This window comes from Marinifilum sp., from assembly GCF_965230805.1.
Lineage (GTDB): Bacteria > Bacteroidota > Bacteroidia > Bacteroidales > Marinifilaceae > Marinifilum.
The window spans coordinates 3,791,981-3,817,756 of the sequence record NZ_OZ246019.1 but is presented as its reverse complement, the minus strand read 5'-3'; the positions used below and the strand labels follow the sequence as shown (position 1 = coordinate 3,817,756).

The following is a 25,776-nucleotide window of genomic DNA, read 5'->3' as shown; positions in this document are numbered from 1 at the left end:
CCGCCAGCTTTTTATTGTATTTTATTACTCTCCAAACAATTCTTTCAATTTGGCTTCCAACTCATTCTTTGAAGGATTTCGAAGCAAAATCTTTCTTTCACTATCAATTAAAAATACATTGGGTAAACCAGCCACTCCATATTTTTCAGCTACAGTTCCTAAAACCCCTCTTTTTGCGCTCTCATCAAACAAGTTAATCCATGGAGTTTGATCTTTCTGGATTGCTTTTCGCCATTTGTCTTCAGTATCTCCTGTTGCTATCCCTACAATTTCAAATCCATCCTTCAAATATTTTTCTCTTATTTTTTTTAGGTGTGGGAATGAAGCGCGACATGGCAAGCACCAACTTGCCCAAAAATCAACCAATAGGTATTTTCCTTCAACTTGAGACAAGGTTATCTCCTTCCCATTAACAGACTTAAGGGTAAAATCAGGAGCAATATTTCCAACAGCAGCCTTTTCAAATAAGTTTTTATAAATCTTGGTCATATACTCCTTATAGAATGGTGTTTTCTTGGCATCAGCTTGAAAAAAGTCGTAATATTTCTTTATGTTCTCCTTGCCCATTTTTCCCTCGGTGAATTCAAATCCCATGACATGAACTGCCACTGGAGATGTTGGATTAAGATCAATAAAATCAAATTTTATTTTCTTACTCTCATCAATCATCTCCTTGTTTAAAGGCTCCAATTCCTTAGCACGAGCCAAAACTTTATCCATATCTTCCTTCTTTTGAGATTTTTTAGCTGCAATAACTTGCTGTCTGAGTTCTTCTATGGCTTTATACTTTTCCTTTTTAAATACCGCACTTGCCTTATCCTTTATTTGAGTATACATTGTATGGCTATTAGAACCACTCACAACTGGCGTGACAGACCATGTATTATCATCCATGTCAGAAAGATCAAATTTCACTTTAATCTTGCTATTCTCCAGCATTACTAAACCCATTACTCTTGAGTCAATATCTAATTTAAATAAATCCACATGCTCTAACTTACCTTTAAATGTAAACTTACCGTTCTCAATTAAGGTACTATCAATAACACGTGAATTCCTCCAATCTCCAGTTTCGCACAATTTTATATACACATCATCCATACCTATAACAGTTCCTTCTATTAAGAAACCATCCTGTTCATCCTTTGTCTGGCAAGAGACACCAAGAATTAGTACTGCGCAAATCAATAATGCTGTTTTGATATTTTTCATTGTATACATTTTTATTTTGTGAATAATTGCTTAATCATTTTTACTTTACAATTTCAATTCAAACTCTTTCTTTTTAGGCGGAAAGCAAATTGTAGCATCACAACACTGATAGTAGAACCAGCATTTTAGTGTTAAACCATCTTTCGTATTCTCACCTACTTTAATAGCTCGTTTAAAAGTGTTCTGTCCATTATAAATCAAAAGTTTATCCTTACCCGGATATGGTGCCGGAGAAGGTTTTTGCCAATCACCTGAAAACTCAGTTCCTGCTGGCAATTCAATACCTTGTTCAGTTTTAATATAAGCTTCTCCTTTTGGCACATAGGCATAGATGTGATAACCATCCATAATTTTGGTTTCAATCACCACTACTTTCTCGCCTTTAATGTCACCATCCACTACCGCAGCTCCAACGCTTACTGGTTTCTCATGGCTTGGTTCAACTAATTCCAGACTTGTTATTTCTTTCTTCTTCTCTATCTTTTTGTCATTTCTTGGTCGCACATCAGGATTGGCATCTGCATCGTTGATTAACCAAACATATCCTCCTGACTGGGTAAAGAACATCTGGCTGTTGTATTTGTTATACCAGGTTCTCCATTCCTTGGCTGTAGAAAAATCTTCGATGGTATAACGCCACAACAATCTGTTGGCTTTCTCAATATCTTTTCCTTGTTCGAGTAAGGATATGGCTGCATCTAAAATTTTAATATCATTATTAGCAATTCCCAGGCTCTTCGCATCTTCATCAACTCTTAAATCGACCCGTACATCAGGCTGCGAATAGAAATAGGGTCGGTTTTCTTTCAGGAATGCTCTAACTTTTATTGTATCCAAACCAGTAATGCTACTCCAGGAGTTTCTGCCAATCATCTTTTTTAAATACTGCATGCGTGTAAGTATTGGCTTAGGCTGAAAATCAAGCATCATTTTTTCCATTTCAGTAAGTGCTTTACCTTCGGCTTTCTTTTCTTGAGCTTTTTTTGATACTTGCAACATCTTTTCGTTGAAATCTTTCATAAACTTCACGTTCTCGTCGTACCCCCTTTTAGTAATATAAAATAGCAACTCGTCAGCCCACTTCTTCGTTGCAATTCGCTCATTGTATTTTTTGGCAATAAACTTTTCGTCTTTGTTTTTATAGGTATAAACAATAACATTGGCAAATACCTGCTTGGCTTCCTCTGTCATGTAATCTGGCGATCCTGCAAATCCCCATAAGAAATGGTTTCCATGCCTACCAAGAGCCACAGCTGTTTTCTGCTTGTCGCAAACACCGCTGGAAATGATTTCTGCATCGGGTGAATCTTCAAATCCCCATCCTCTCGAAACCAAACCAATACGGTATCCTTTTTCATCATGATATCCTTCGGTATTTACTTCCCACATTGGAATTTCTGTCGGCATATCAAGTCCATCCCACGATTTAAGAATAGGTTTTGGTGTAGGGCGGTTTTTAATAGTAGGTTTCACCTTAAATGGTCCTTTAAAAATGGCATGATCGAATTTAGTATGGTGTGCATAACGATCGAGACACAAACAATACCAGTCCAATTTTGATCCTAATGTTCTACCTAAATAATTTGCAGGATGTCCTATAAAAACCGAAGGACTTCGGTAATTCTCCGGAAGGTAAACAGCAGGATCCACAGATACGATTTTTCCTGTTTCCGGATCTTTGTGAAATACTCTTTCTTTAATCGGTTTTACTTCCTCATCGAAAATGGTAACATCATATTTAGTTGACAAATCGGCTGTGTACTCTCTACAATCAACACTTTCCACCTTTGTAAAATATTGGTTCAAGTAATTCACAAAAGCCGGCATTCTGGTTTTGTATTCCTGTTCGAATCGTTCGGCTGAGGTCCAATAAACTGGCCTTTTGGCTGGCATTTCCTTATCAGGACTATAGCCTACATATAAAATGCTGATATTTTGTTTTTGCTGGGCTTGAGAATACCCAATGCAAAATATCCAAATCAATAGTACTGTTATCTTTTTACTCATGGCTTACTTGTTTAATTATAACTTCATCAAAGTATTTAAGCGACAACTATTAGCTTGAGGGCTCGCTTGTGTGTTAATTTAGAGAATAATATCTTTGCTTCATATTTGATTATTCGTTGCTGTCATTGTATCAACCACCCCTTATTAAAAGTAAGGAAGGACTTCCAGAACATACCAATATCATCTATGTTAATTTAGGTTAATACTATTTGCGATAAATCAAGAATAGGAGACTTATAATGCCTCCTACCCTTCAATTCATTTATTATTGTCTTTCCTACTCATACGTAGGATTCTGTTTCACCACTCCTCCTGCAGCATCGATTGAAGCCTGTGGAATAGGTAATATAAACTTATCGGAATTTGTTGCAGTTGATTTATGATCTGATACCTGGAATCCAGAACCAAATCCATCAGCATAATCGTATCGAATTAAATCGAACCAGGACTCACCTGTTTCCGCAACCAATTCAATTGCCTTTTCAACCCTCACCGCTTCTAAAAACTGATCATAGCTTATTTCGGCAGGATATGCTGCAAAGCCTCCAACCGGAGTTACACCATCCTGTTCAGCTGCACCACGTGCTACTCTTAACGCATTTATAGCATCTAAAGCCTCTGTTGTAACTGCAGAAGCATCTCTAGCACTAGCCTCGGCTAAAATCAAATACAATTCAGCAAACCTCATATGATAAACCATTTCGTATTCTCCAATTCTTGCAACTATATATTTATTTACACTGTATGGCGCTGCACCTGTATTTGAGGTTGCCATAGTTGTAGCTCTATTGCCATCATAATTAATTGTAACAACAGGAGTAGTATTTACATCTATTGTCCCGGCTGCCATGTCCATATAATTTTGGGTTATTCCTCCTGCAATAAATCCGCCGTATACAGATCCCATTCCTACGTTTTCATTGTCAGCGCCTTCGGTACCACTTGTTCCAAATAGAACTTCTGAATTATCCCATACAGCAGGAGATGAATGAGGCTGAAATTGTCCGGCAAAATCCGGGGCTAAAGCAAAATCTCCTGCGGCATTGTCAATTACATTCTTTGCTTCTGTTGCTGCGTTTGCATAGTCTCCCATATAAAGTAGAACCCTTGCCTTTAAACCTCTGGCAAAAGTTTTATTAACAAAGTAGCGTTCAGTCAAATCAGGATTATTACTAATTCCAAAATCAAGATCTTCTAAAATTGCTGTGTATGTCTCACGAACCGTTTTTCTTGAATATGCAGATGCATCCATCACTGGGCTTAACCTTACATCAAGCCCATATTCCGAATCAATATCATAAAACTGCCCATATAATCTTAATAAATAGAAGTGAGCTAATGCTCTAAGTGTTTTGGCCTCACCTATAATCTCAATCTTTCTATTAGGATTAGTAAATTTTTCCTCATCCAATAAATCAACCTCTTGAATAATCCAATTGGTATTATTAATTAACTTATACATTCCCGAATACATTCCATCCACAATAAAATTAGCATCTGTAACAGGATTATTACTAGCAACGCTTACCCAAACAGGAAATCTAAGAAGAGTAGAACCAGGTGCAACATAAGCACCCATCAATTCAGGAAAAACAAAAATATATGGTGTACCCTCTTGATCTCGTTTCTTGAATGCAGCGTAAGCACCTTGTAAAGCTAGGTTTGCCGCATCTTCATTATCGATAGCTGTCTCTGCCACCAAAGAGTACAATGGCTCGTACTCATCTAATTCTTTGGTAAGTTCACAAGAAGTAACTCCAACCAAAAGAATCATTAAAACTGATATATATTTAAAACTTATAATTTTCATTTTTACAATACTTTAATTCATTAAAAAGTTACATTTAACCCAATGCTATATGTTCTTGTATTAGGATAAGAAAAACCATTATCTGATGTTTGAGTGGCGCTGTCTGAAAATCTCGTACTAGCATCCTGCGGATCAAGCCCCGGATAGTCGGTTATGGTAATTAGATTATTACCAATTAACGAAAGTTTAGCTGATGTTAGACCCAATTTATTTAACAGTGTCTTTGGTAAATTATACGCTAATGATAATGACTGCAACTTGATATATGAAGCATCTTCCACTGATCTGGATGTTGCAGTGCGACCATTTGTTGGAGATCCCCATCTTGCATACGTAGCATCCGTATTCTCAGGAGTCCATGTATCCAATACAATTCTGTCAAAGTTTTTAATCAAATCCGGAGCGTGCAATTCTGTAACCTTAGTATATTCTTTTTCTGCTCCGTAAGAAAACACCCAATTCATTCCTAATGAGAGATTCTTGTAGCTAAAACGATTGTTCCAACCTCCAAAAAAGTCTGGTGTGATATCTCCCAATGGAATTCTATCATCGCCAGTAATTTTATCATCACCATTAACATCCCTGAAGATATAATCACCTGGTTGAGTTAAGGAACTTTGGTACACATCACCATCAGCTGCAGCATTTAAATCATCAATTTCTTGTTGATTTTGAGCTATTCTCAACACATCATAACCTGTAATCACTCCAATGGGTTCACCTTCAACAATACCGCGAGAGCCAAAAGTCTCGGTAGCTCCTCCATTCATTTTCTCCACTTTATTATCGATGAAGGAAATATTAAAGGCCGAGTTCCAGGTAAATTCTCCTCTTAATACATCACCATTAACTGCGAACTCCCATCCTTTATTTGAAACATCCGCAACATTAGTAGACCTGTGTGTTGAACCTGTTTCGAATGGAATAGGTATATAAAGAATAATATCTGAAGTATTCTTTTCAAAATAAACTATTTCCGCATTAATACGATAATTAAACAAACTAAATTCCAATCCTAAATCTAACTGATTAGTAGTTTCCCATTTAATCTTTGAATTCGGTACGCCTGTAACTCCAATGGCATTTACTCCGTTATAAAAATTACCTGCCTGATAATATGCCAGATAAGAGAAAGCAGGTAGATTATCAGATCCGGTTCTACCCAAACTAGCTCTCAATTTCAATTTATCCAGAGATTTAATATCATTCATGAAAGTTTCATTGTGAACATTCCATGCCAAGGCACCTGAAGGGAAGAAACCATATCGATTATCTGACCCAAATTTTATCGAACCATCTCTACGAGCGGTAAAAGTTGCCATGTACCTATTATCATATACATAATTGATTCGTCCAAATTGTGAATTTAATGCATTTTCGAAATGATCACTAACGGGACTTTCAATAATACTTGCCGAATTTTGGTTAATCAGGCTCTTGTCATCCGGAAAAATTCTTAATCGATGACCTTCAAGATCATACCTTGATCTATCCCAAGAAATACCAATCACAGAATTTACCCTATGAACTTCATTTATAGTTTTACTAAAATTTAAAGTATTCTCAAAAGATGTTGTCCAAGAGTTATTGTTATTTGAATTTAAGACTGCCCCTGGTTCTGCCCTATGTCTCGCATAGAAAGCCCTATTGAAAGAAGGATTAAAGTTTCGAACTGTGGCATCACCCACACTTACGTTCAACTGAGATTTAAAATTTAACCCATCTAAGATTTTGAAATCAGCATAAATAGATCCAAATAGTTTTTTAGCAATTGTTTTATTGCTTGCTTTGCCAATACCCTCAACAGGATTAATTTCATCAATGTCAGATCTCGCATTGTAGAATGACCCTTTAGAACCATCCTCATTAAACATAGGTACATCAGGACGAAAATTTCCATTAATTAAAGAGTTAACTCCAGATGTGTTATTTGTAGAGTGATTGTAACTAATAGATGCACCAAGCTTAAGTCTTTCCGTTACTTCTGAATCTAGATTCGAACTAAAACTATATCTTTTAAAATCATTACCAATTAATACACCTTCTTGATCCGAAACAGAAGCCGACATCATATAGTTGGTCTTATCGGTACCTCCTGAAACACTTAGGTTGTATTGCATCCATAATGCATTCTTATTTATAATTTCATCTTGCCAATCCATATCTGCATTGCCAAAATAGTCAGGATCATTAATAATTGCATTTTCAACTTTGTACAAAAATGGCCACCATGCTGGCGGATAAGGAGAATTATCTAATGTAACAGTCGCTTGTGCCTTAGTTGCTGCAATATACTCTTCAGCATTCAAAAAATCATGGGTATTTACAGGATTTTGAATTACAGCATTAGTTGAGAATCTTACAATAGGTTTCTGATTTTTTGATCCGCGTTTTGTTGTAATTAATATAACTCCATTAGCTGCACGAGAACCATAAATTGCTGCTGCCGATGCATCTTTTAAAACATCAATACGCTCAACGTTATCCGGATTAATCGCAAGAAGTGGATTCTCTCTTGAATTTAGATTTTGAGCATTTGCAAAAGTTCCAAATGCAGGATTCGTAACAATTGGCACACCATCTACCACATACAATGGTTGGTTATCTCCTTTAATCTGACTTAAACCTCGAATATGGACAACACTTCCTTTACCTGGTTGCCCATTAGAAGTAGCAATATGCAAACCGGCTACTTGACCAGCTAATGCAGATTCAACACTTTGGGTTTTTACCAATGCCAATTCTTCAGACTTAACTGTGGAAACAGTACCGGTAAGATCTCTTTTGTCAACCTTGCCATAACCAACAATTACTATTTCTTCCATCTGTTCAGAATCAGCAGTAAGTGTAACATCAACTACTTCTTGCCCAGAATAAGTTATTTCCTGAGAAAGCATTCCAACGAAAGAAAAAACTAGCTGTACATTACCTCCATCAAATTCAATACTATATAATCCATCAACGTCCGTAGCAACTCCAACAGTAGTTCCTTTAACAAGAACAGAAACTCCAGGTATTGGTACTCCTTCTTTATCTGTAACTTTACCTGTTACTATATTTTTTTCTTGTTTTACATGAGTCGGAGCAGATAGCACTACTTGTCTAAAGGTAATTACCTCCTCTTCAACTTCACACTCTAAACCTCTTTCTCTTAACAGCTCGTCAAGAACTTGTTTTACTTCTTCATTTTCAACTTCGACATCCATTTTTGCCGATTCATCGAACATGTCTTTGTAATAAACGAAACGCAAACCAGTTTGTTCTTTGATTTCATTTAATACCTCAAGGATTGTTGCCTGTTCCATCTCCATACTTACCCTTTGTTGTTGCGAGTAAGTTTTTGCCGTTGCACTATACGAAAGAACTAATATTAAAAAACTTAGTATCTTCATTTTCAACAGGATTTTACGCCACTTCTTTGTAAAGAAACAGCCTAATGGGTTGTTTTTTTTCATAAATTTGTATTGTTAAGAGTTAAAAATTTCGAATAAATATTTTGCCGATATTTATTCAGGGATATTTAGACGGGAAGTTTTTGCCGAACTTTCCGTTTTTTTTATTCATAGATTTTAAACTTATTTCGATTTCACAACAATTACATCTCCATTTACATCGAACTGTACGTTCGTGCCTTTCTGAATAAAGTACAACAACTTATCAATGCTATCGTATCGCTTCATATCACCAACCAACAACTGTTCCTTTGATTCATGATCTGCAAAAAATACTCTAATTTGGTACCAACGTTCCAAACGCTGCATGATATCCTCTAATCGCTCATTCCTAAAAAGAAAATTGCCGTCTTTCCAAGCAATATATGGATAAACATCTACTTTTTGCTTACTGGTATTTCCATTCTTGCAGTTAGCCATGAACATTTCACCAGGTATCATTTTCTCTTCCAAATCGAATGATTTCATTGATACTCCTAAGCTACCTTCTACCAAAACTGTTTTTATCAAACTTTCGTTGTAAGCATTAATATTAAACTCGGTACCATAAACTTTTACATCCTGGCCAAAGGCATTCACCACAAATTGTTTGTTTTTATCATCAGCAACATCAAAATATCCTTCTCCTTTTAAGAATACTTTTCTGTTCTTGCCAACAAACTCAACAGGGAATCTTAGTTCCGAATCTGCATTTAACCACACTCTTGTACCATCAGCCAGCTGAATGTTATACTCTTGTCCTCTGCTAACTCTAATGGTATTGTAAATTAATTGATCCGATTTGGCTGCTTTGGTATCGTATATAATTCCTTTTACAGAATCAACTTTAAGTATCGAGCCATTTTTCTCTTTCAACCATTTTTGTGCTTCATTTAATTCTAACGATTCTCCATTGGAAAGAATCAATTCAGCTCCTCTTTGTCCTGCCTCTATTGTTTCAACTTGTGCCAGTTGTTCTTCTTTACTAAAATCGGTAAACAAAAGGGTAAGCCCTACTCCAAGAATCATTACAACAGATGCTGCAATTGACCAGAATGGAATTTTCTTTTTCCTTTGTAATTTCGATTCAATATTCTTTTTGGCCGCAAATACATTTAGCTTGTCCCAATTGGCATGGTTATTTACCTGGTAGTATGACTTCACCACATCACGATAAACTTCCTTATTGTCATCGCTCTCAGCAAGCCACATCTCCAAATCTTTCACCTGATCCTCAGAAGCCCCTCCTACTAAAAAGTCAACTATTTTATCAATATGATCGGTATGATTATCCATTTGTTTTTTTTGATTTGTTAGTGGAACAAAATTTAAATTGAAATGGGTGAATAAAAAATGAACTTTTTTTTCAAGATATTGAGAAAAAAAGCTAAATGCAGCTACAAAACAAAGGGTTAGAATGGTAAAATTACAAATGAAAAATACCAATTAAGAGAAATCAAACTGCTGTCATCCTAAGGAACCAAGGGATCTCATGCTTAATTAAACAGATCCATCACTTTGTTTGGGATAACGTAGAGATATAAACTAACGTTAGTTCGACGTAAAATTCTATCCACAGAAAGTTATATTAGGGATAGATTTGCATTAAAAATTTGGAAAGAATAGCGGGCTATTTTGAGGAATTTTTAATGTGAAGATGTCGTAAAGAGAACTTTCCATTATGTGTTTGCCTGCTTTCGGCATAAATTTCCTCAAATCTTCTTGAAATATCCCGATATTCCTTCGAATATTTGAGAAAATTTCTACTCAAAATCAGTGCAAACTGTGAACGAATTTTACGTCGAACTCACGTTAAACTATTATTTCATTAAGAATAAAATGAACAGATCCTTACGGTCTTTCAAACTTTCTTTTAGTTTAGCCAGTCCATTACGAAGAAGTGTTTTAATTGTATTCACCGAGACTTTTAATTCTCTAGCTGCTTCTTTGTAAGGCATATTCTGAAGCATAATGCATTCAACCACTTTTCTTGTTTTTTCCGGTAGCTCTGCCAATGCTCTGTGAAGCTTTTGTATTCCTTCATCAGCCAAACGCTTTGCTTCTTCTTCTGCAATATCGAAATGAGAAAACTGGGCAGTATTGGCCAAAACATCCACTTTTTTGATTTGATTTAGGGAAGCATTTTTAACCAGAGTAAACAGATAGGAACTTAGTGCTTTCGAAGTCTGTAAATCATTGTACAATTCAGTATTCCAGAATTTAATAAATTGCTCTTGCACAATATCCTCGGAGAGATGAATATCATTCAAGTAAGCATTGGCGAATAAAACAAGTGGCTTGTAATATCTTGCAAACAAGTCATTAAGTCCTTTTTTATCACCATTTTTTATTGCTTCTAAAATGCTGTAATCAGTGGGCATGGTCAATTTGGTTAGAATACAAATATATTTATGATTTTAAAAAATCTATCGATTATTTCATAAAAATGTACTTTTTATGAAGTAGAGAAAAATTATCATTTCGCTACTAAAAAACACGAACTTACGTTTTTTATTTTTGTGTGCAGGTTTTTTTACGGATACGTACAAGTTGAATTTGGCAAAACCTTTATAAATACTGCCCCCGATAAAGATTTGACTCGCCATGGGGGAATTTTTCAGTCCCCCTTAAGTCGGGAAGTATCTCAATTTGATTTTTTACCCATCCCCTCGGTCAAATTTCGAACTCAATTTGAAAAAAGCACCCAATAATTGGCCTTGGAATGCATCCCCTGACTTCATTTTCTATCTCAATCGAAAAAAGTACAATCTCAATTTATTGTTTTACTATCCCCATTGAAAAAAGTACGATCTCAATTCGATTTTTTATGCCAATAACTGATCAAATAGATATTCCACTTGGTATTTTCTCAATCTCAATTGATTATTTTATGCTCTCAATTACTGCCCCACATTACAATATGCAAAAAAGGAGCAAGCCCCCTTACCTGCTTGCTCCTTGCCAACTAATCAAATGAAATACTTTTCTATACTGATTGCTATAGAAAGTATCCCTAAACCAAATCGTTAAATTTGAAAAAACTGAAACTTTTATTTAGGTATAAAGGAGCAGCCACTCCCAATTGTGGCTAATCCAAACTAAGCAACTAAACTAATTTTATCTATTGCCTCTCGGAATGATTTTGAGAATAAATGATTATAAATTGAAGTTGGTTTGCTTTTATACAATGAATTTCTCTTACATCTGCTCAATCTCTTCTATAAATTCTTTTACAAAACCTGGCAATCCTTTTTTAGGATTGTTGAACCTCTTTTTAGCTGCTTCCTTGTATTTCTCTAAATATTCCAAGGCTTTTTTCTTGTTGCCATCCGCTTTTTAAAAGTATTATAAGTGAAGTTTTCATTGTATTTTTTCAAACTCCTCAAACACAGCTGCCACACGAGTATGATTGTTATCGTACTCGCGCGGTAGCAACATAAATTTTACAAGCCCTCTAAAGAATTCAAAAGCGGTCGTATTTCTTTTGATGATGGACGTGGTGCATTCATTTTAAGCGCCCGTCCTTCTTTGTCTATTAGTATAAAGCGTGGTATTCCCTTCACACTATAAGCGTTGATAAAATCTTCGTCGCCATTGGCAAAAAGCTGGATGCCTCCCATTTCTTTTTCCTTTACCATGGTTTTCCACTTCTCTATATCCTTTGGTTTGTCTGTTGATATACTTACAAAGTTGATGTTTTTACCTGCATAATCATGTTCGAGTTTTTCCAAGTGTGGTATTTCGGCCTTGCAAGGTCCGCACCAGGTTGCCCACAAGTCAATGTAAACGTATTTTCCTCGCAGGCTTTTTAAGGACACCATATTGCCATTAATATCTACATAATTAAAGTCGGGCGAAATATCCCCTTCTTTTATGCCCGAAGCTTTTGAAAGCAGACCTTCAATTACCTTTTTATATTCTTCGTTGGTTACATTATCGGCAAATAGTTTTTGCAACTCTTCAGTACCCTTTTTACCTCTGTGCTCAATATAACCGCCAGTAGTCATATAAACCATTCGTTCTCTGATCAGTTTCGACTCAAACTTCAAGGCTCTTTTTACCACTTTTAAAGCAAGCTCATAGTCTTCTGCGCCTCCGGCTCCGGCTATTTCACTCAAAAGCATCGAAAAGTATTCTGTATAGAGATAAAGCGTCTTGTACAACTTTTCATCTTCTTTTACAAGGGAATTCAATAGTTGGTAATACGCTTCTTCTCCTTCAAACTGGTTTCCGGCCTCTCTAACAAGATAAGGGATGCTCATGAGTCCATACATATTGAAGAAAGTCAGATAATTGCTTACTTCTTTTTTTACCTCTTCGGAAAAATTGGTTTTAGCCAATTGGTCCTGTACATTCTTTTCAATTGCATGAAATCTTTCCACTATATTGGCACCCTTATTATCGATATCCTTCTGCGTAAAGGGAGCATAATACACTTTTGAATTGGCCTTCTGATAATCCAGCAAAAACTGGTTAATACCTCCATCGTTACAGGTAATCGTTGTAGGTTGAGAAACTCTTCCGGGCCAACCAATATCGGCTCTATTATTTTCCCCTTCGATCGTTAACTCGGTACCGGGTGACACATAAAATCGAATGTGATTCATACCCCAGGCATTTCTGAAAGTAATGAATTGTGGTTCCGTAATATCCAGTTCCAATGTACCCTTGCCTTTGTTCCCTTCACTTTCAGGGAGGATTCTAATTAATTCTTCCCCCAGCATAATAATTCCGGGAGCTTGCACATTATCACCTGTTATATTAACGTTTACAACTACTTGTGCTGTTAATGTTTGTAAGGCTATACCCATAACCAACAAACTGATTGCAACAAATTTTTTCATTTTATTTATTTTTAGTTTGTACTCCTAATTTCTTAATAACCACGCGAGGGGACTCGCGCGGTAGCGTGGGAAATATATAAACTTAAGCATCAAGGGATTTTCTTGTTTCTCCGAAAAATCGGAGCAGGCTTTGATACTTAAGTCTTGATTCTTAAAATTAATTCCTCATTCTCTTCAACAACATTCTACCGCCAAAGAAGACAAACAGGCCAGGTACTAATCCGTATAGCAGTAAGTTTAGCCAAATAATGTTTTCCCAAGCTATAGTAGTTCGAAGGTCTTTGTCTTCAGGACGTGGAATATCCAGCGGATAATCGCCACCGGTCAACCATTTTGACAGATAAGACATGAACCTTGCATTGGCAACACGGATTCCTTTCGGAGCCTGATAACGCCTTGCATTGCTCAGAAATTCTGCATCCGAGGCAATCAGCACTTTCTGGCTTTTGTTGTTCACCTTTCTTTCCAATTGAACAGCGATTGGTAAACTTGCCTTTTTATCGCCTTCGGCTTCGTTGTAGGTAATTTCTCCGTACTCATTTGGTCCAGTAGCATCCATCCAGGTTTCCTTGCCTTTTGAGCTAAGTAGGACAAAGGATTTAAAGCCCTTGTTTTCATCCAGCTTTAAAGCAGTGGCTTTAATTACCTGCACATCCGGCTTAAAAAAAAGGCTTTCTTTGAATTCACCTTGTGGTTCTGCCAGGTTAAAATCAGCCGGATAGTTTGGATTATCGTTTACCAACATACCGGGCAGGTATTCTACGCCAAATTCTGCCACAATCGGGTTCATCACCTTTTCGTTGCCACGACCAGAGGTAATGATCAGATGCCCTCCTTTATCAGCATACTTTTTAAGATTGGCTAGTTCCTTATCTGAAAATTCTGATTGGGGTTCTGCAATCATCAGTACATCCACATCCGAAGGCACTTCCTGAGTAAGACTTAAGCTCACCACATCAAATCCATTGTTTTTTAAGGCATGTCGCTCATCGGCTGATGAAATGGCCAAATCGTAATTTTCAGGGTAGTTTACCTTTTGATAATAAGCTCTTCGGGCTCTCGCTACTTTTTCATTCACATCCATTCCTCTTTCCTGGTGGCCTTCTACAAAGGCCATCTTATAGGACTTAGCAACCAGTCTTTTGAATGCTGCCGTTGTTTGTGCCTGATCAGGCCAGCCAATCATATCATCAAACTGATACTTTAACAAGCTTTTCTTCCCCTTGCTTTCCAATATTCTGAAATGGAAATTGGCATAATTTTTAAGGATATCATCACTTAATCCCAACTCATCGATATGGTGAATGTCACTCTTATCCATTTTTATTAATTTGGACATATAATCGATGGTCTCTTCCAAACTAATGCGTTTGCCAAACATGACATTATCTTGATAAGCCTCCAATTGCGGTGGATTGTAGTAGTACACATAGTCCATTTCAATTTGTGGATATTCCAGGTAGTATTTATGAAAAAATGCCTTGGCGCTAACATGATCTTTAGGCATTAAACCATAGGTGTCTTCCCCAAACAAATTCACATAAGTAGTAATTTTAATGGGTTGATCCTTCAAATCTGCCAAAGCCTCTTTACTTACCGGACTTAATACATTTATTTGTGTGGCACTCATATCCTTGTACCAAAGAAATGCAGGCTTGGTAGTGGTATAGATTACCCCCATGGCAAATACAAGCAAAGCTGTCATTTTTGCACGGGTCATCCACTTGGCCGTACTTGTTTGGCGCTTTAGCACCATTCTAAGGAAAGCCCAGGATACAAACAGGATGATCAATACCACAAAATAGAGCAGGGACTGTGAAGTGACCAAACCTCTATAGGCATATTCCATTTGTTGCGAGGGTGCTATCCAGTACATAATAACATTGACAACGGGTACTTCGTCCACCAGGCCATACAGTAAATCCAATCCATATACCAGGGCAATGGTGGCTACCGCATCCACAATGGGGTAAGCTGAAAAGGTGGAAATAAATACCCCAATGGCAGCAATTAAAGCTGCAAACAGATATAAATGGATAAAGACACTCATTAGCCGTCCAAAATCCAGGTGCTCAACCGTAAAGTTACCGATAAAGATAGCCAGCAAGGATATGGACATCAGCATGCTTACAAACACCATTACACCAATGTATTTTCCCACTACAATGGAACCCAGCTTAATGGGTGAAGAATACAGTAGTTTAATGGAACCACTGCTGGCCTCGCGACTGATAACCCCCATGCTGATTAAGGGAATTAAGACCATTAACAAATCACGCATGTATGCAAAATAAGTACGGTGTTCTCCGGTAAATATTGATTCAGTTATTGACCTGCCTGCTTCCGAATTATACATGCCTATCCTTTCAGCAATGAACTTAAGAGTAGGAATAATTTCGTAGGCTGTAAAAATACTAAAGCCCACCAGCACCAACCATGCCAATGGCGAATAGAACAAGTTGTTCAATTCGAGTTTTGCTATTCTTATTGTTGTTTTCATTTTTTTAAAGCTTCAAGCTTCAAGCTCCAAGCTCCAAGCTTTGTGCAAGCAGATGTATTTCTGGCTTGCGGCTTGTGGCTTGTAACTTGTAGCAATTATTACTTCTTTACCTTCCCCGATAAGTGTGCAAAAATTAAATCAAGCGATTGCTTTTCGATGGCTACTTCTTTAAGTTTCCAATCGTTTTTCACACTCTGGCTAATGATTTCTTCCGATACATTTTTGTGGAAATCGAACTTCACACGGAACTGGTTTCCGTTTTTAGGCTCAACCTCTAATACGCCATCAATGGCTTTTAAAGCATCGATGGATGGTGGGTTGCCCATTTCTACAAACAGCGTATCCGGCTCTACATAATCATTAAAGGCATCAATACTATCAGAGAATACCAACTTACCTTGTTCAATCATTTTAACCGTTTTACAAATCATCTGTACCTCAGGCAGAATGTGGGTACAAAGAATAACGGCACGATCCTGTGCGATTTCACGAATCAACTCACGGATCTCAGCAATATTGTTTGGATCCAGACCAACAGTTGGCTCATCGAAAATAACCAGCTTTGGTTTGTGGATAATGGCCTGTGCAATACCTACACGCTGCTGGTAACCTCCCGATAGGTTACGAATTAGTCTTTTGCGCATGTGCAGCAAACCACATTTTTCCATGGCTGCTTCCAAGGCTGCCGGAATTTCTTTCTCCGGCACAAAACGTAGGTGTGCCGTATGCTTTAAGTATTCTTCTACGGCTAAATCGGGATACACCGGTGGTTTTTGTGGTAAAAAGCCAATGTTCTTTTTGGCTTCTTCCGGGTTTTTACGCAGGTCGATCCCATTAATAAATACCTCTCCCTCGCTTTGGTTCAAAACACCACAAAGAATATTCATGGTAGTTGATTTACCGGCTCCGTTGGATCCTAATAATCCAAGGATTTCGTTGGAGTGCATTTCTATATTGATGTCGCGGATAGCCCAGTTTTTAGTATAGCGGTGCGACAGGTTTTTGATTTCTAATATTTTGTTTGACATGACTTTAATAGTTGATTTGTTTAACTGTTTATTTGTTGATTTGAAAGCTATCCCGATAGTCATCGGGATGTGCATTTGTAAATGCGTAGTTCGTTTCACTCCTACACATTAACAACTGCATCACATCCTTCTTCTTCTCCAGAAAATAAATCCGCCAATAAATAATAAGGCGAATGGGAAAACCCAGATGTAAAAGATCTTATAAACCTTCTCTTTGGCATTGCTCATGATTATCGTATTGTCGCTTCCTTTAATGGTTTCGAACAACAATGGATATTCACCGGCAGTGAACCATCGGAAAATGTTTTTATAGAAAAGTGTGTTTGCTGTAAAAGGATCTCTGGTATCCATATTTTTTAGGATCACTTTATCGGCGGCAAAATCAGCATCTCCTACTACAATAATTTTTTGTTGCTTGCCATTTTGAGCACGTTCCAATGCCAAGGCCACGGTAAAGCTTTCCTTTTTATCTTGATCGGCCAGACTGGTATATTGCTTGTTAGTTGTAAGCAATGGAGTTACCTTAAAACCATCCTTTTCTTCATAAGTAAGCGGAGAGGCTCCCGGCAATTCTATATCATCCATGCCGTAATCGGTAAGCAGGCCTGGGGCATTTTTATTGACTGTTCCCAAACTTAACTCACTCACACGCCCCGTATGGTCGCTTACAATGGAAGCATTCTGAACTTCCACATTAATCAAGCTTAAAACAGGATTGATGAAAGCACTGTTTTTGCCTTCAGCCGCAATAACAAGATTCCCTCCCTTATCGATGTAGGATTTAATTTTCGAAAGTTGTTCCTCGCTATAAGCCTGCATAGGATCCAAAATCATAAGAATATCCGTATCCTCCTTAATATCTCCTTTTGTAATATCCCGGCTATTCAGAATAAAACCATTATTTACCAGCGCCGAACGGTGTTTCGATACCTTTGCCATACGGTTCCAGTCCTGCTCCCAGGCACGCTCGATGCTTCTTTCTTTGTGGCCTGTAATAAAGCCCACCTGGTAAGGTGCATGCACAAGCGTTTTAAAAGCAGTGGCCCATTCAATCTCAGTTGCATTTAACGCACGATCATCGCGACCTCGCATAAAAAAGGCCTGTTGGTCTTTGTAAACAAAATTATGCAGATCGCTATAAGTCATATCATACCTACCCAAAACTTCCTGATCCTCTGCATCCAGCTCTTTAATGTCTTTAATTTCGTTCATATCAAGGCCTTTGTAATAGGCAATCAGTTCAGCTTTTTTACGGGGGCTGTAATTCTTAAACTCCCCTTGGAACATATCACTTCTTACCGGAGAATAAAAAATTTGGTATTCGAATTTGGTATCGCGCAAAAAGCGGGTGTAGCTGCCATAATATCGTCTTTCATACCCTTTGCGTCTTTGAGGTCGGACATCATGGTTATTAATGTGTGCAAAAAACTTGACCTTTAGCTGGTCTTCCTTTAGCTGTGCCAATATTTCCTGTGTACCCGGGTGGGCTGTATGTAATTTTGTTTCGGTCATATCGCCGTACAGCTTTAACTTAGGAATGGCAGCTATGCCAATGCAAACAATGGCAATACACAGGTAGGCTGCCGATTGCAAGCGGATTTTTTGTTTTCCTTTTTTATTTTGGCGGTCGGCATGCAATTTATTCACTGTAAAGGCCAGGAATAAAACCGATACAATGATAAAATAAAAGATATTGGTACTCACCAAATAGCCCTGTAGTGCTGGTGTGCTATGGTTTGAAATGGATAACCAATACAATATGTCTCTTAATACGGGTACGTCTTGTGCCAGGCCTCCAAGAAAATCGAGCACAAATAAAAAGGCGATGGTTGCAATACCTGAAATGATCTGATAACGCGATAGAGAAGACATAAACAAACCGATGGCCGAGTAGGTAGCAATGAGTAAAAAGAAACCGATTAAACCGGCTATGGTCACCCCCGTATCCATATCAGGAATAAACAAGCCTGCGCCAAAAATGGCTATTGCCATAACCAATACAATAAACAAGCTGAATATTAACATGGCCAGGTATTTACCCACAACAATATTCCTGATTTTTAAAGGCGATGAATACAAGAGCTTAATGGTTCCGCTGTTCATCTCGTTACTGATAAAGCCCATGGTTAAAATGGGTACAAACAGGAACATAAGCTCCTTCATTTTAAAGAAGTAGCCCCAGCGATCCTGAGTAAACAAGCGATTCGTGTTAAGGCTCATCAGGTCGGGTACCTGTTTGAACGTTCGGTGTAAGGACTCCAGTCCATCGGTAAAACTAATACCGGAGTAGAGCGCAAAAACCATCAGCACGACCCAGGATATGGGCGAATACATCAGGTTGAGCAGCTGCAGTTTTGCAATTTTTAATGTAATTTTCATGTTAATCTAGCTGTTAGCTGTTAGTTATTGGCTGTTGGCTAATAGCTGTTAGTTGTTGGCTATTTGCTATTGGCTCTAAAAGCTATAACTAACTTTTTAATTGTTCTATTTGCCTTAGATATTATTTTCTTTTTTTGCTTTTAGGTGTTGGTTTTTAGCTGTTGGCAATTGAAAGTTGTAAATTCTTTATTCCTTGCACCTTGCTCCCTACTCCCCGTTCCCTTTTTAGGTTAATTAAGGTTAATACGAAATACTATCTTACAACAAGAGGAACACTTGTAGGTGCTCCTCTTGAGTTATAATTAATGATTTTATTATATTACCACTACATTATCAAGGTAGGTTGCGGCTCCTGATGTATTCACATGGAACCCGATGTAAAATTCTTCGCCTTCTGATAGGTAATTACTTAGTTCAAAAGTCTGAGGCACCCACTGCAGACCCTCAGCATCTTTTAAATTGATAACGCCTACTTCAATTGTAAAATCCTCTCCTGATTCTGCATTTGTTTTTGAAAGCTTCACACTAACCGGTACAGCTGCGAAATCATCAAAACCAGCAAAAATGTCCTGCTTAATATCAAAGGTTAGAACAGCTTCACCATCATAAGTTATTTTTGGTGTCACCAACCAATCATCCACACCGTCGGTATTATAATAGTAATAGAGGCTAATAGATACATGATCCTCATAGCCTCCCCATCCGAGCCCATTCCACGTATTACCAGCGGTTCCGCCATCAATGACTGACCAACCTTCCGGAAGGTTTACATCCTCATTAAATAATTCTTCAAACAAAGGAGCAATTACAGTCACATCATACGTCCAGGTGCTTTTTTTGCCATCTTCGTTTTCGGCCGTTAAAGTGATGGTATATTCACCTGCTGCCGCATAAGCAAAAGCAGGGGTTTCTTCCTCACTGGTATTACCATCCCCAAAATCCCAAAGATACTTCGTTGCTCTGGCCGACTTATTGACAAAAGGAATCTCCTCTCCTTTTTTAACAACTGCGGGCATTGTAAAATAAGCAAAGGCACTGGTGGTAACCTCAACAGTTTGCTCAAATTCGCTGGTTAAGAAATTACCCGGTAAGCCATTTTGTGCCACCATTCTTAAAGTATTGGTACCTGCATTAGTAAATGATAATACAGGTTCAATTTCTTCTGACACCAATTCACCATTGATATACCAAAAATAATCAACGCCCTTTACCGAAGTATTGACGGTAAAAACATTTCCATTTAATCCGGTGTCTGATGAATCAGGAATAGCAAAGCCTGCTACCGGTGCATCAGGTACAATACCTCTATACTCCACATCGTTACAAGATGTAATTAATACGGTTAGTAGCAAAGCAACTAATCCTGTATTTAGCTTATATATTATTTTTTTCATGTGTCTAAATTTTGCTTTTTATTGCCACATGGAACTCGCCAAATTTGAACATTCTCCTGTTTGAGAACTTATTCTCATGGCTCGTTTCATGTGTTTTAATTTAGTTTAAATCTTCTCTTTCAATTTGTTTGATTTCAGGAGCCAGAGATATTACTATCTCACCAATTGGAACGGTCCAATTAGGACTATTTGGAGGAAGTACAGTTATCTGCCCATCGATATTCCTAACAATGCTAATGTTAGCGTCGTCATCAAGATTATATCGTTTAAGATCGAATAAGCGCGTTCCCCTGTCAAATAACTCCCTTCTTCTTTCCTCTTTAACAAAAGCCAGAGTAGCAGTAGCATTGGGTAATTCTGTAGTTGTTAAGTCAACATAGGTACCCGTTGCATAACGATTTACTCTTAGCGTGTTTAAATCATCAATTGCTTTTTGAAATTCCGCTCCGTTATTAATTCTTGCATTGCATTCTGCACGGATTAGATACATTTCGGGAACAGATGGACCAATATATTGTCTAGCATTATAGTAATCATGTTCATATATATACTTTCCTTTGTCACCCTCCATGAATCTTAACTCAGGTCTTAAATCATCGCTGTCGAACAAATTTAAAACTTCAGCTGAGATATATGCTACTAACGGTTTCCGATCGAGAATGAAATTTTTTAATAAAATCACTTCAGGATTGTCTGTATTTTTTGGATATGCAGTAGCAAGCCATTCGTTCCAATCGGCCAGATTTGAGTATATATCAAGTGCTTTTTGAGCCGCATCACGTGCTTCTTCGTACTTCATCATTTGCAGATAAACCCTAGCCAACACAGCATACGCACCTACTTTTGAAGCCTGAAAGTTAATTGTCGGTACCGATTCTTCCAAGGCATTCAATTCTATGGCTTCCGTTAGGTTTCGAATAATCTCGTTGTAAACCTCCTGTACCGATGCCCTTGGGGTTGCCACCTCTATGGATTGGGCGTTTGCATGTATGGGTACTCCTAAATCGCTGTCGGCAGTAGCCGGATTATATTGTACCGAATACAAATTCACCAATGCAAAGTAAGCCGCAGCCCTATGTACCTTTAGCTCTGCAATTATCTTTTGAGCCTCTTGCTCCGATCCAGATACACCTTTTTCCAGCATATTTTCTTCTACCATGAGCGATTCAAATACATGTTCATATAATGTCAACCACTCCTCATCAGTTTGCTCTATGTCACCAAAGATTTTTTTCCAGGTAAGGGCATCCTGATACCTTGTTCTTTGTGACCAATCTACAAAACTATTGTAAGTTCCGTCCGGCACTGTTATGTCGTCAGTCATATATCGGTCAATTTCATACATGAAAGTTCTACCAACACGAGAGTTCATCCAAGAGCGGTAATCTTCTACTGTTTCCGGAAGAACCTTATTATAGGGTTTAATATTCAGCAGCTCATCTCTGTCGCAAGAGGCCAGCAAGCCTATTAATACAAATAGGTATAATATTTTTATATTTTTCATTTTCTTATGTTTTAAATCTTAAAAGTTAAGCTTTAAATTAAACGAATAAGTAGCTCTGTTTCTGTAGGTTCCTTGGAAATTATTTATCTCAGGATCGATATCCTTATCGGTGGCTTTCCATAATAAACCTAAGTTTCGTGCATTGGCTCCTACTGTTACCCCTTTGATAAAGGTGTTGTTCAATATTTTTTTATCTAATTGGTACGATAAACCAATGGATTGAATTCGGATATGAGAGGCATCGTCATACAATACATCTGAAAGCGAATAAAAATTACTCACTTTTAAATTATATCCTGTTGTTAAGGCAGGAACGTTAGTGAATTGCTCATCCCCCGGTTTTCTCCATCTTTTCGCTATGTCTTCATGACGAGGTAGACTAGTTAAATTAGCAAACTCTTCATCTGGTCTAATACTACTTGCGCGAAACTTATATCCGAATTTATAGGTCAGCAGCACATCCAGCGTAAAGCCTTTATAGCTTGCTGAATTACTTAAGCTACCAAAGAATTTGGGCGTTGTATGCCCCATATACTTTAAGTCGTCTTTCGTTATTTCAACATCATCATTCACTCCAACTATATCGTACTGATCATCTTCGTCTACATCGGCATCATCCGGGTTACGATCCAACACATAAATTTGTGGAGAACCATCTACGGGTGATAAACCGGCCCAACGATAGGTATAAAGCTCGTCTATAGCATATCCTTCAACGATAGAATAATTACTAGCAGATAAATAATCTGATAGTATCTCATAACCACTAAATTCCTCCACCTTATTCACATTATGATTCATTAAAAACCCAATGTTCCAGCTTAAATCTTTGCCTTGTATAGCCTTATAATTTAAGCTAATATCAAAACCTTTATTGGAAATTTCACCATAGTTCATGAGCATACTTTCGGCTCCAAACGTATGGTTAATTTGATTACGCCCCATTACATCTTTGGTATATTTGCTATAGTATTCAAACGAACCTGACAAACGGTTATTAAGCATAGCAAAATCAAAACCTGCATTTACAGTGGATGTAGTTTCCCAGCGTAGTTCGGGATTTCTTCTGTCCTTGGTCCGAGAATACGTTAAATTTGTATAAACATCCGGCGAAGTTTGCTTATAAAAAGTAAGGAACGGAGAAGAGCCTCTATCTATACGTCCGCCGGTACCATAACTCACCCTCACATCCAAACGATTCAAAAAAGGTAGGTTTATAAAACTTTCTTCGGCCATGCGCCACTTTACTCCTGTTGACCACAAAGGTACATTGCGGTATTGAGAAGAGGAGCCGAACAGGTTGGAATCATCCAAGCGCCAGCTACCGGTAAGGTTGTAACGACCTTTAAAAGTATACCCAAGATTAAAATAATTAGACAAATAGCGATTTTTATCTTTATCAGTACTAGCCATTCCCGTTCCTCCACTTAAAGTTCTAGAGGAATTGAACCAATTGTAATATTGATCCTGATACCTGTCAAGCGGTGTACTACTAAGTGAATAAGGATCGTAGCCCCAAAGCGTTTCCAGGGTTCTATGGTTCATTTTGTCTTCTTTATAGTCGATACCTGCAATGGCCGTTACAAAATGTTCTTTTCCATTATCCAAATAACCTGAATAGTTTAGTAATCCCCTGTAATCTGATGAGGTGGTAGAATGATAAGAACCATCTAAAGTGCCTCCTGCAGGATATACGGTCTTCCCCGTAAAATTTTCTGCATTGTCAAACTTGGCGTTTTGGAAATAACGATCTCTGTTTGCATACATTTCTTCGTTTCGGTAATTAGATATCTCCCTCATCCCGTGTCGGTGGTTGTAGCTCAATTCAGCTTTAAGACCTTTAAGAATATCAACATCTAATTTTACCTGAATATCACTGTTTCTTACCTGAGATGAATTATCGCTATTATCAAAATCACGTTTAATATTATACTCCCAGTCGTAAGGAACATCTCCCATCATGGCAAGTACTTCTTCCCTCACAGAAGCTCTTGGGCCACCAGAGTACATATCAACATAATCTCCATTGTTGTCCAGAATACGTTCATAAGGAGTAAAATTTGCAAGAGGTGCCGCAGCATTATTTTCTATATCTCTTACAGAATAGTTAATTTTTGTACTCAATTTTACCCCTTTAATAATTTCGGCCGAAAGATTCACTAAAGTCTGGTAACTTTGGCTGCCAGCTCCTTTATTAAAGCTTTTCTCATCGGTATAATTAAGCGAGGCATAATATTGAAACTTATCGCTTCCCTGGCTCACCGAAAATGTATATTGCTGCTGTGTGTAGTTTCTTAGGAAAAGATCACTATATTCTTTAACAAAATCATTTTGCTTAAGGCCTGTTTCTAAACTGTTAAAAACGCCCTCAGTAATTAACCCATTGGCATAGTTATAATAAAGGTCTTTGCCCTTAGAGTATAAATCTCTTCCGGTATCGTCGGTGCGACTAGCTGGGTTAAGTAAACCATTATCCAATGCCCATTTATCCAATTCAAGCATATCTGAACCTGTAGCCATATAGGCATCCGAATAATTTGGCTTTTCTCGGATTGAGAAAGCGGAACTAAAATTAAAGTTTGGCTTGTCTGATTTTTTTCCTTTTTTGGTAGTGATAACAATTACCCCGTTGGCTGCCTGTGCTCCCCATATAGAAGCCGCTGCTGCGTCCTTTAGTACCGAAATACTTTCGATATCATTCGGGTTCATGTTTGCCATAATATTATAAATATCATCTTCATTAACTGAAGTTTCAACAGAAGACACACCATTGTTAACAGGAAAACCATCGATTACCAATAATGGCATATTAGCATTATTACCTACATCAAAGGAACTTATACCCCTTAAGCTAATTGTTGGAGTGCTTCCATCGGCAGTTTGATCAAATAATAATCCATTTACCTCACCTTCCAGCACATTCACCACATTGGTTGTGGTTCTTTGCTCCAAAACCTTTTCTACTTTTACATTCTGGAAAGAACCCGTAGCACGTTCTGCAGAAATAGCTTGGTAACCGGTAACTACTACTTCGTCCATAGTTTCGGTATCAGCCAATAGGCTTACATTCTGCATAACTTGTCCTGTATATTTAATTTCTTGTGGCAACATACCCACAAATGAATATACCAAAACAACATTGTCATTTTCGAATTCTAAAGAGTAATTCCCGTCAATATCAGTAGCCACGCCAATAGTCGATCCTTTAATTACTATAGATACACCTGGCAGAGGACGTCCATTAGCATCAGTTACTTTACCTTTGATGGTTTTAATTTCTTGTTGTTCCATCTCGATAATAAGATCCGGACTCTTTTCCACAAGCATGATCACATTCTCGTCGAAGCGAGATTCTAGATTGCTATTATCTAAAATCTCATACAACACCTCTTCAACTGTTTTATCAAAAGCATCTACATTTACATGATCTAGTTCTTGAATTTTATCTTCGTTGTAGATAAAACTCAATCCTGTTTGAGATTTAATTTCATTGAGCACTTCTAGAATAGTAGCATCTTTAAATGCGAAACTTACTTTCTGGTTTTGCGAGTAAACTCCTGCTGATGCACTTATCGAAAGTGCCAGTGTAAGAAAGAGTACTAGTTTCATTTCCAATAGGATTTTTAGCCATTTCCTTTTAGGGAAATGTACCAACAAATGGTTTTTT

Annotated in this window: 13 protein-coding genes; all 13 read right to left on the bottom strand. The window is 37.6% G+C overall.

Annotation, left to right across the window (positions count from 1 at the left end):
• Positions 1-24 precede the first annotated feature (24 nt).
• Positions 25-1,212, bottom strand: coding sequence for a redoxin domain-containing protein (locus ACO05S_RS14985; RefSeq protein ID WP_421918819.1), 1,188 nt, complete (start codon positions 1,210-1,212; stop codon positions 25-27).
• A gap of 45 nt (positions 1,213-1,257) precedes the next feature.
• A complete protein-coding gene (locus ACO05S_RS14980; RefSeq protein ID WP_421918818.1) occupies positions 1,258-3,219 on the bottom strand; it encodes a protein-disulfide reductase DsbD domain-containing protein in 1,962 nt (653 codons plus the stop codon).
• Positions 3,220-3,496: 277 nt separating this feature from the next.
• Complete coding sequence (locus ACO05S_RS14975) at positions 3,497-5,029, bottom strand: RagB/SusD family nutrient uptake outer membrane protein (RefSeq protein ID WP_421918817.1); 1,533 nt, start codon at positions 5,027-5,029, stop codon at positions 3,497-3,499.
• Between the two features lie 20 nt (positions 5,030-5,049).
• Positions 5,050-8,484, bottom strand: a complete 3,435-nt coding sequence (locus tag ACO05S_RS14970) for a SusC/RagA family TonB-linked outer membrane protein (protein WP_421918816.1) — start codon at positions 8,482-8,484, stop codon at positions 5,050-5,052.
• Positions 8,485-8,604: 120 nt separating this feature from the next.
• Positions 8,605-9,756: a FecR family protein gene (locus tag ACO05S_RS14965; RefSeq protein ID WP_421918815.1), complete on the bottom strand. Its 1,152-nt coding sequence runs from the start codon at positions 9,754-9,756 to the stop codon at positions 8,605-8,607.
• Positions 9,757-10,280: 524 nt separating this feature from the next.
• The gene (locus ACO05S_RS14960) at positions 10,281-10,841 is read right to left on the bottom strand and encodes an RNA polymerase sigma factor (RefSeq protein WP_421918814.1); all 561 of its coding nucleotides are present in this window, start codon (positions 10,839-10,841) and stop codon (positions 10,281-10,283) included.
• A 1,062-nt stretch (positions 10,842-11,903) separates the two neighbouring features.
• Positions 11,904-13,304, bottom strand: a complete 1,401-nt coding sequence (locus tag ACO05S_RS14955; RefSeq protein WP_421918813.1) for a TlpA family protein disulfide reductase — start codon at positions 13,302-13,304, stop codon at positions 11,904-11,906.
• 157 nt (positions 13,305-13,461) lie between these two features.
• Complete coding sequence (locus ACO05S_RS14950; protein ID WP_421918812.1) at positions 13,462-15,804, bottom strand: Gldg family protein; 2,343 nt, start codon at positions 15,802-15,804, stop codon at positions 13,462-13,464.
• Positions 15,805-15,902: 98 nt separating this feature from the next.
• Positions 15,903-16,832, bottom strand: coding sequence for an ABC transporter ATP-binding protein (locus ACO05S_RS14945; protein WP_421918811.1), 930 nt, complete (start codon positions 16,830-16,832; stop codon positions 15,903-15,905).
• A gap of 120 nt (positions 16,833-16,952) precedes the next feature.
• Positions 16,953-19,211 carry a Gldg family protein gene (locus ACO05S_RS14940; protein WP_421918810.1) on the bottom strand — a complete coding sequence of 753 codons (2,259 nt, stop codon included), beginning with the start codon at positions 19,209-19,211 and terminating at the stop codon, positions 16,953-16,955.
• A 314-nt stretch (positions 19,212-19,525) separates the two neighbouring features.
• The gene (locus ACO05S_RS14935) at positions 19,526-20,605 is read right to left on the bottom strand and encodes a choice-of-anchor J domain-containing protein (protein ID WP_421918809.1); all 1,080 of its coding nucleotides are present in this window, start codon (positions 20,603-20,605) and stop codon (positions 19,526-19,528) included.
• A 100-nt stretch (positions 20,606-20,705) separates the two neighbouring features.
• Positions 20,706-22,109, bottom strand: coding sequence for a RagB/SusD family nutrient uptake outer membrane protein (locus ACO05S_RS14930; RefSeq protein ID WP_421918808.1), 1,404 nt, complete (start codon positions 22,107-22,109; stop codon positions 20,706-20,708).
• 18 nt (positions 22,110-22,127) lie between these two features.
• A complete protein-coding gene (locus ACO05S_RS14925) occupies positions 22,128-25,718 on the bottom strand; it encodes a SusC/RagA family TonB-linked outer membrane protein (protein WP_421918807.1) in 3,591 nt (1,196 codons plus the stop codon).
• Positions 25,719-25,776: the final 58 nt, after the last annotated feature.

What these genes read in the sequence shown, in the direction of transcription:
- ACO05S_RS14985 (WP_421918819.1), bottom strand. Translation starts at nt 1,212, where the DNA reads ATGAAAAATATCAAAACAGCATTATTGATTTGCGCAGTACTAATTCTT.
- ACO05S_RS14980 (WP_421918818.1), bottom strand. Translation starts at nt 3,219, where the DNA reads ATGAGTAAAAAGATAACAGTACTATTGATTTGGATATTTTGCATTGGG.
- ACO05S_RS14975 (WP_421918817.1), bottom strand. Translation starts at nt 5,029, where the DNA reads ATGAAAATTATAAGTTTTAAATATATATCAGTTTTAATGATTCTTTTG.
- ACO05S_RS14970 (WP_421918816.1), bottom strand. Translation starts at nt 8,484, where the DNA reads ATGAAAAAAAACAACCCATTAGGCTGTTTCTTTACAAAGAAGTGGCGT.
- ACO05S_RS14965 (WP_421918815.1), bottom strand. Translation starts at nt 9,756, where the DNA reads ATGGATAATCATACCGATCATATTGATAAAATAGTTGACTTTTTAGTA.
- ACO05S_RS14960 (WP_421918814.1), bottom strand. Translation starts at nt 10,841, where the DNA reads ATGCCCACTGATTACAGCATTTTAGAAGCAATAAAAAATGGTGATAAA.
- ACO05S_RS14955 (WP_421918813.1), bottom strand. Translation starts at nt 13,304, where the DNA reads ATGAAAAAATTTGTTGCAATCAGTTTGTTGGTTATGGGTATAGCCTTA.
- ACO05S_RS14950 (WP_421918812.1), bottom strand. Translation starts at nt 15,804, where the DNA reads ATGAAAACAACAATAAGAATAGCAAAACTCGAATTGAACAACTTGTTC.
- ACO05S_RS14945 (WP_421918811.1), bottom strand. Translation starts at nt 16,832, where the DNA reads ATGTCAAACAAAATATTAGAAATCAAAAACCTGTCGCACCGCTATACT.
- ACO05S_RS14940 (WP_421918810.1), bottom strand. Translation starts at nt 19,211, where the DNA reads ATGAAAATTACATTAAAAATTGCAAAACTGCAGCTGCTCAACCTGATG.
- ACO05S_RS14935 (WP_421918809.1), bottom strand. Translation starts at nt 20,605, where the DNA reads ATGAAAAAAATAATATATAAGCTAAATACAGGATTAGTTGCTTTGCTA.
- ACO05S_RS14930 (WP_421918808.1), bottom strand. Translation starts at nt 22,109, where the DNA reads ATGAAAAATATAAAAATATTATACCTATTTGTATTAATAGGCTTGCTG.
- ACO05S_RS14925 (WP_421918807.1), bottom strand. Translation starts at nt 25,718, where the DNA reads ATGAAACTAGTACTCTTTCTTACACTGGCACTTTCGATAAGTGCATCA.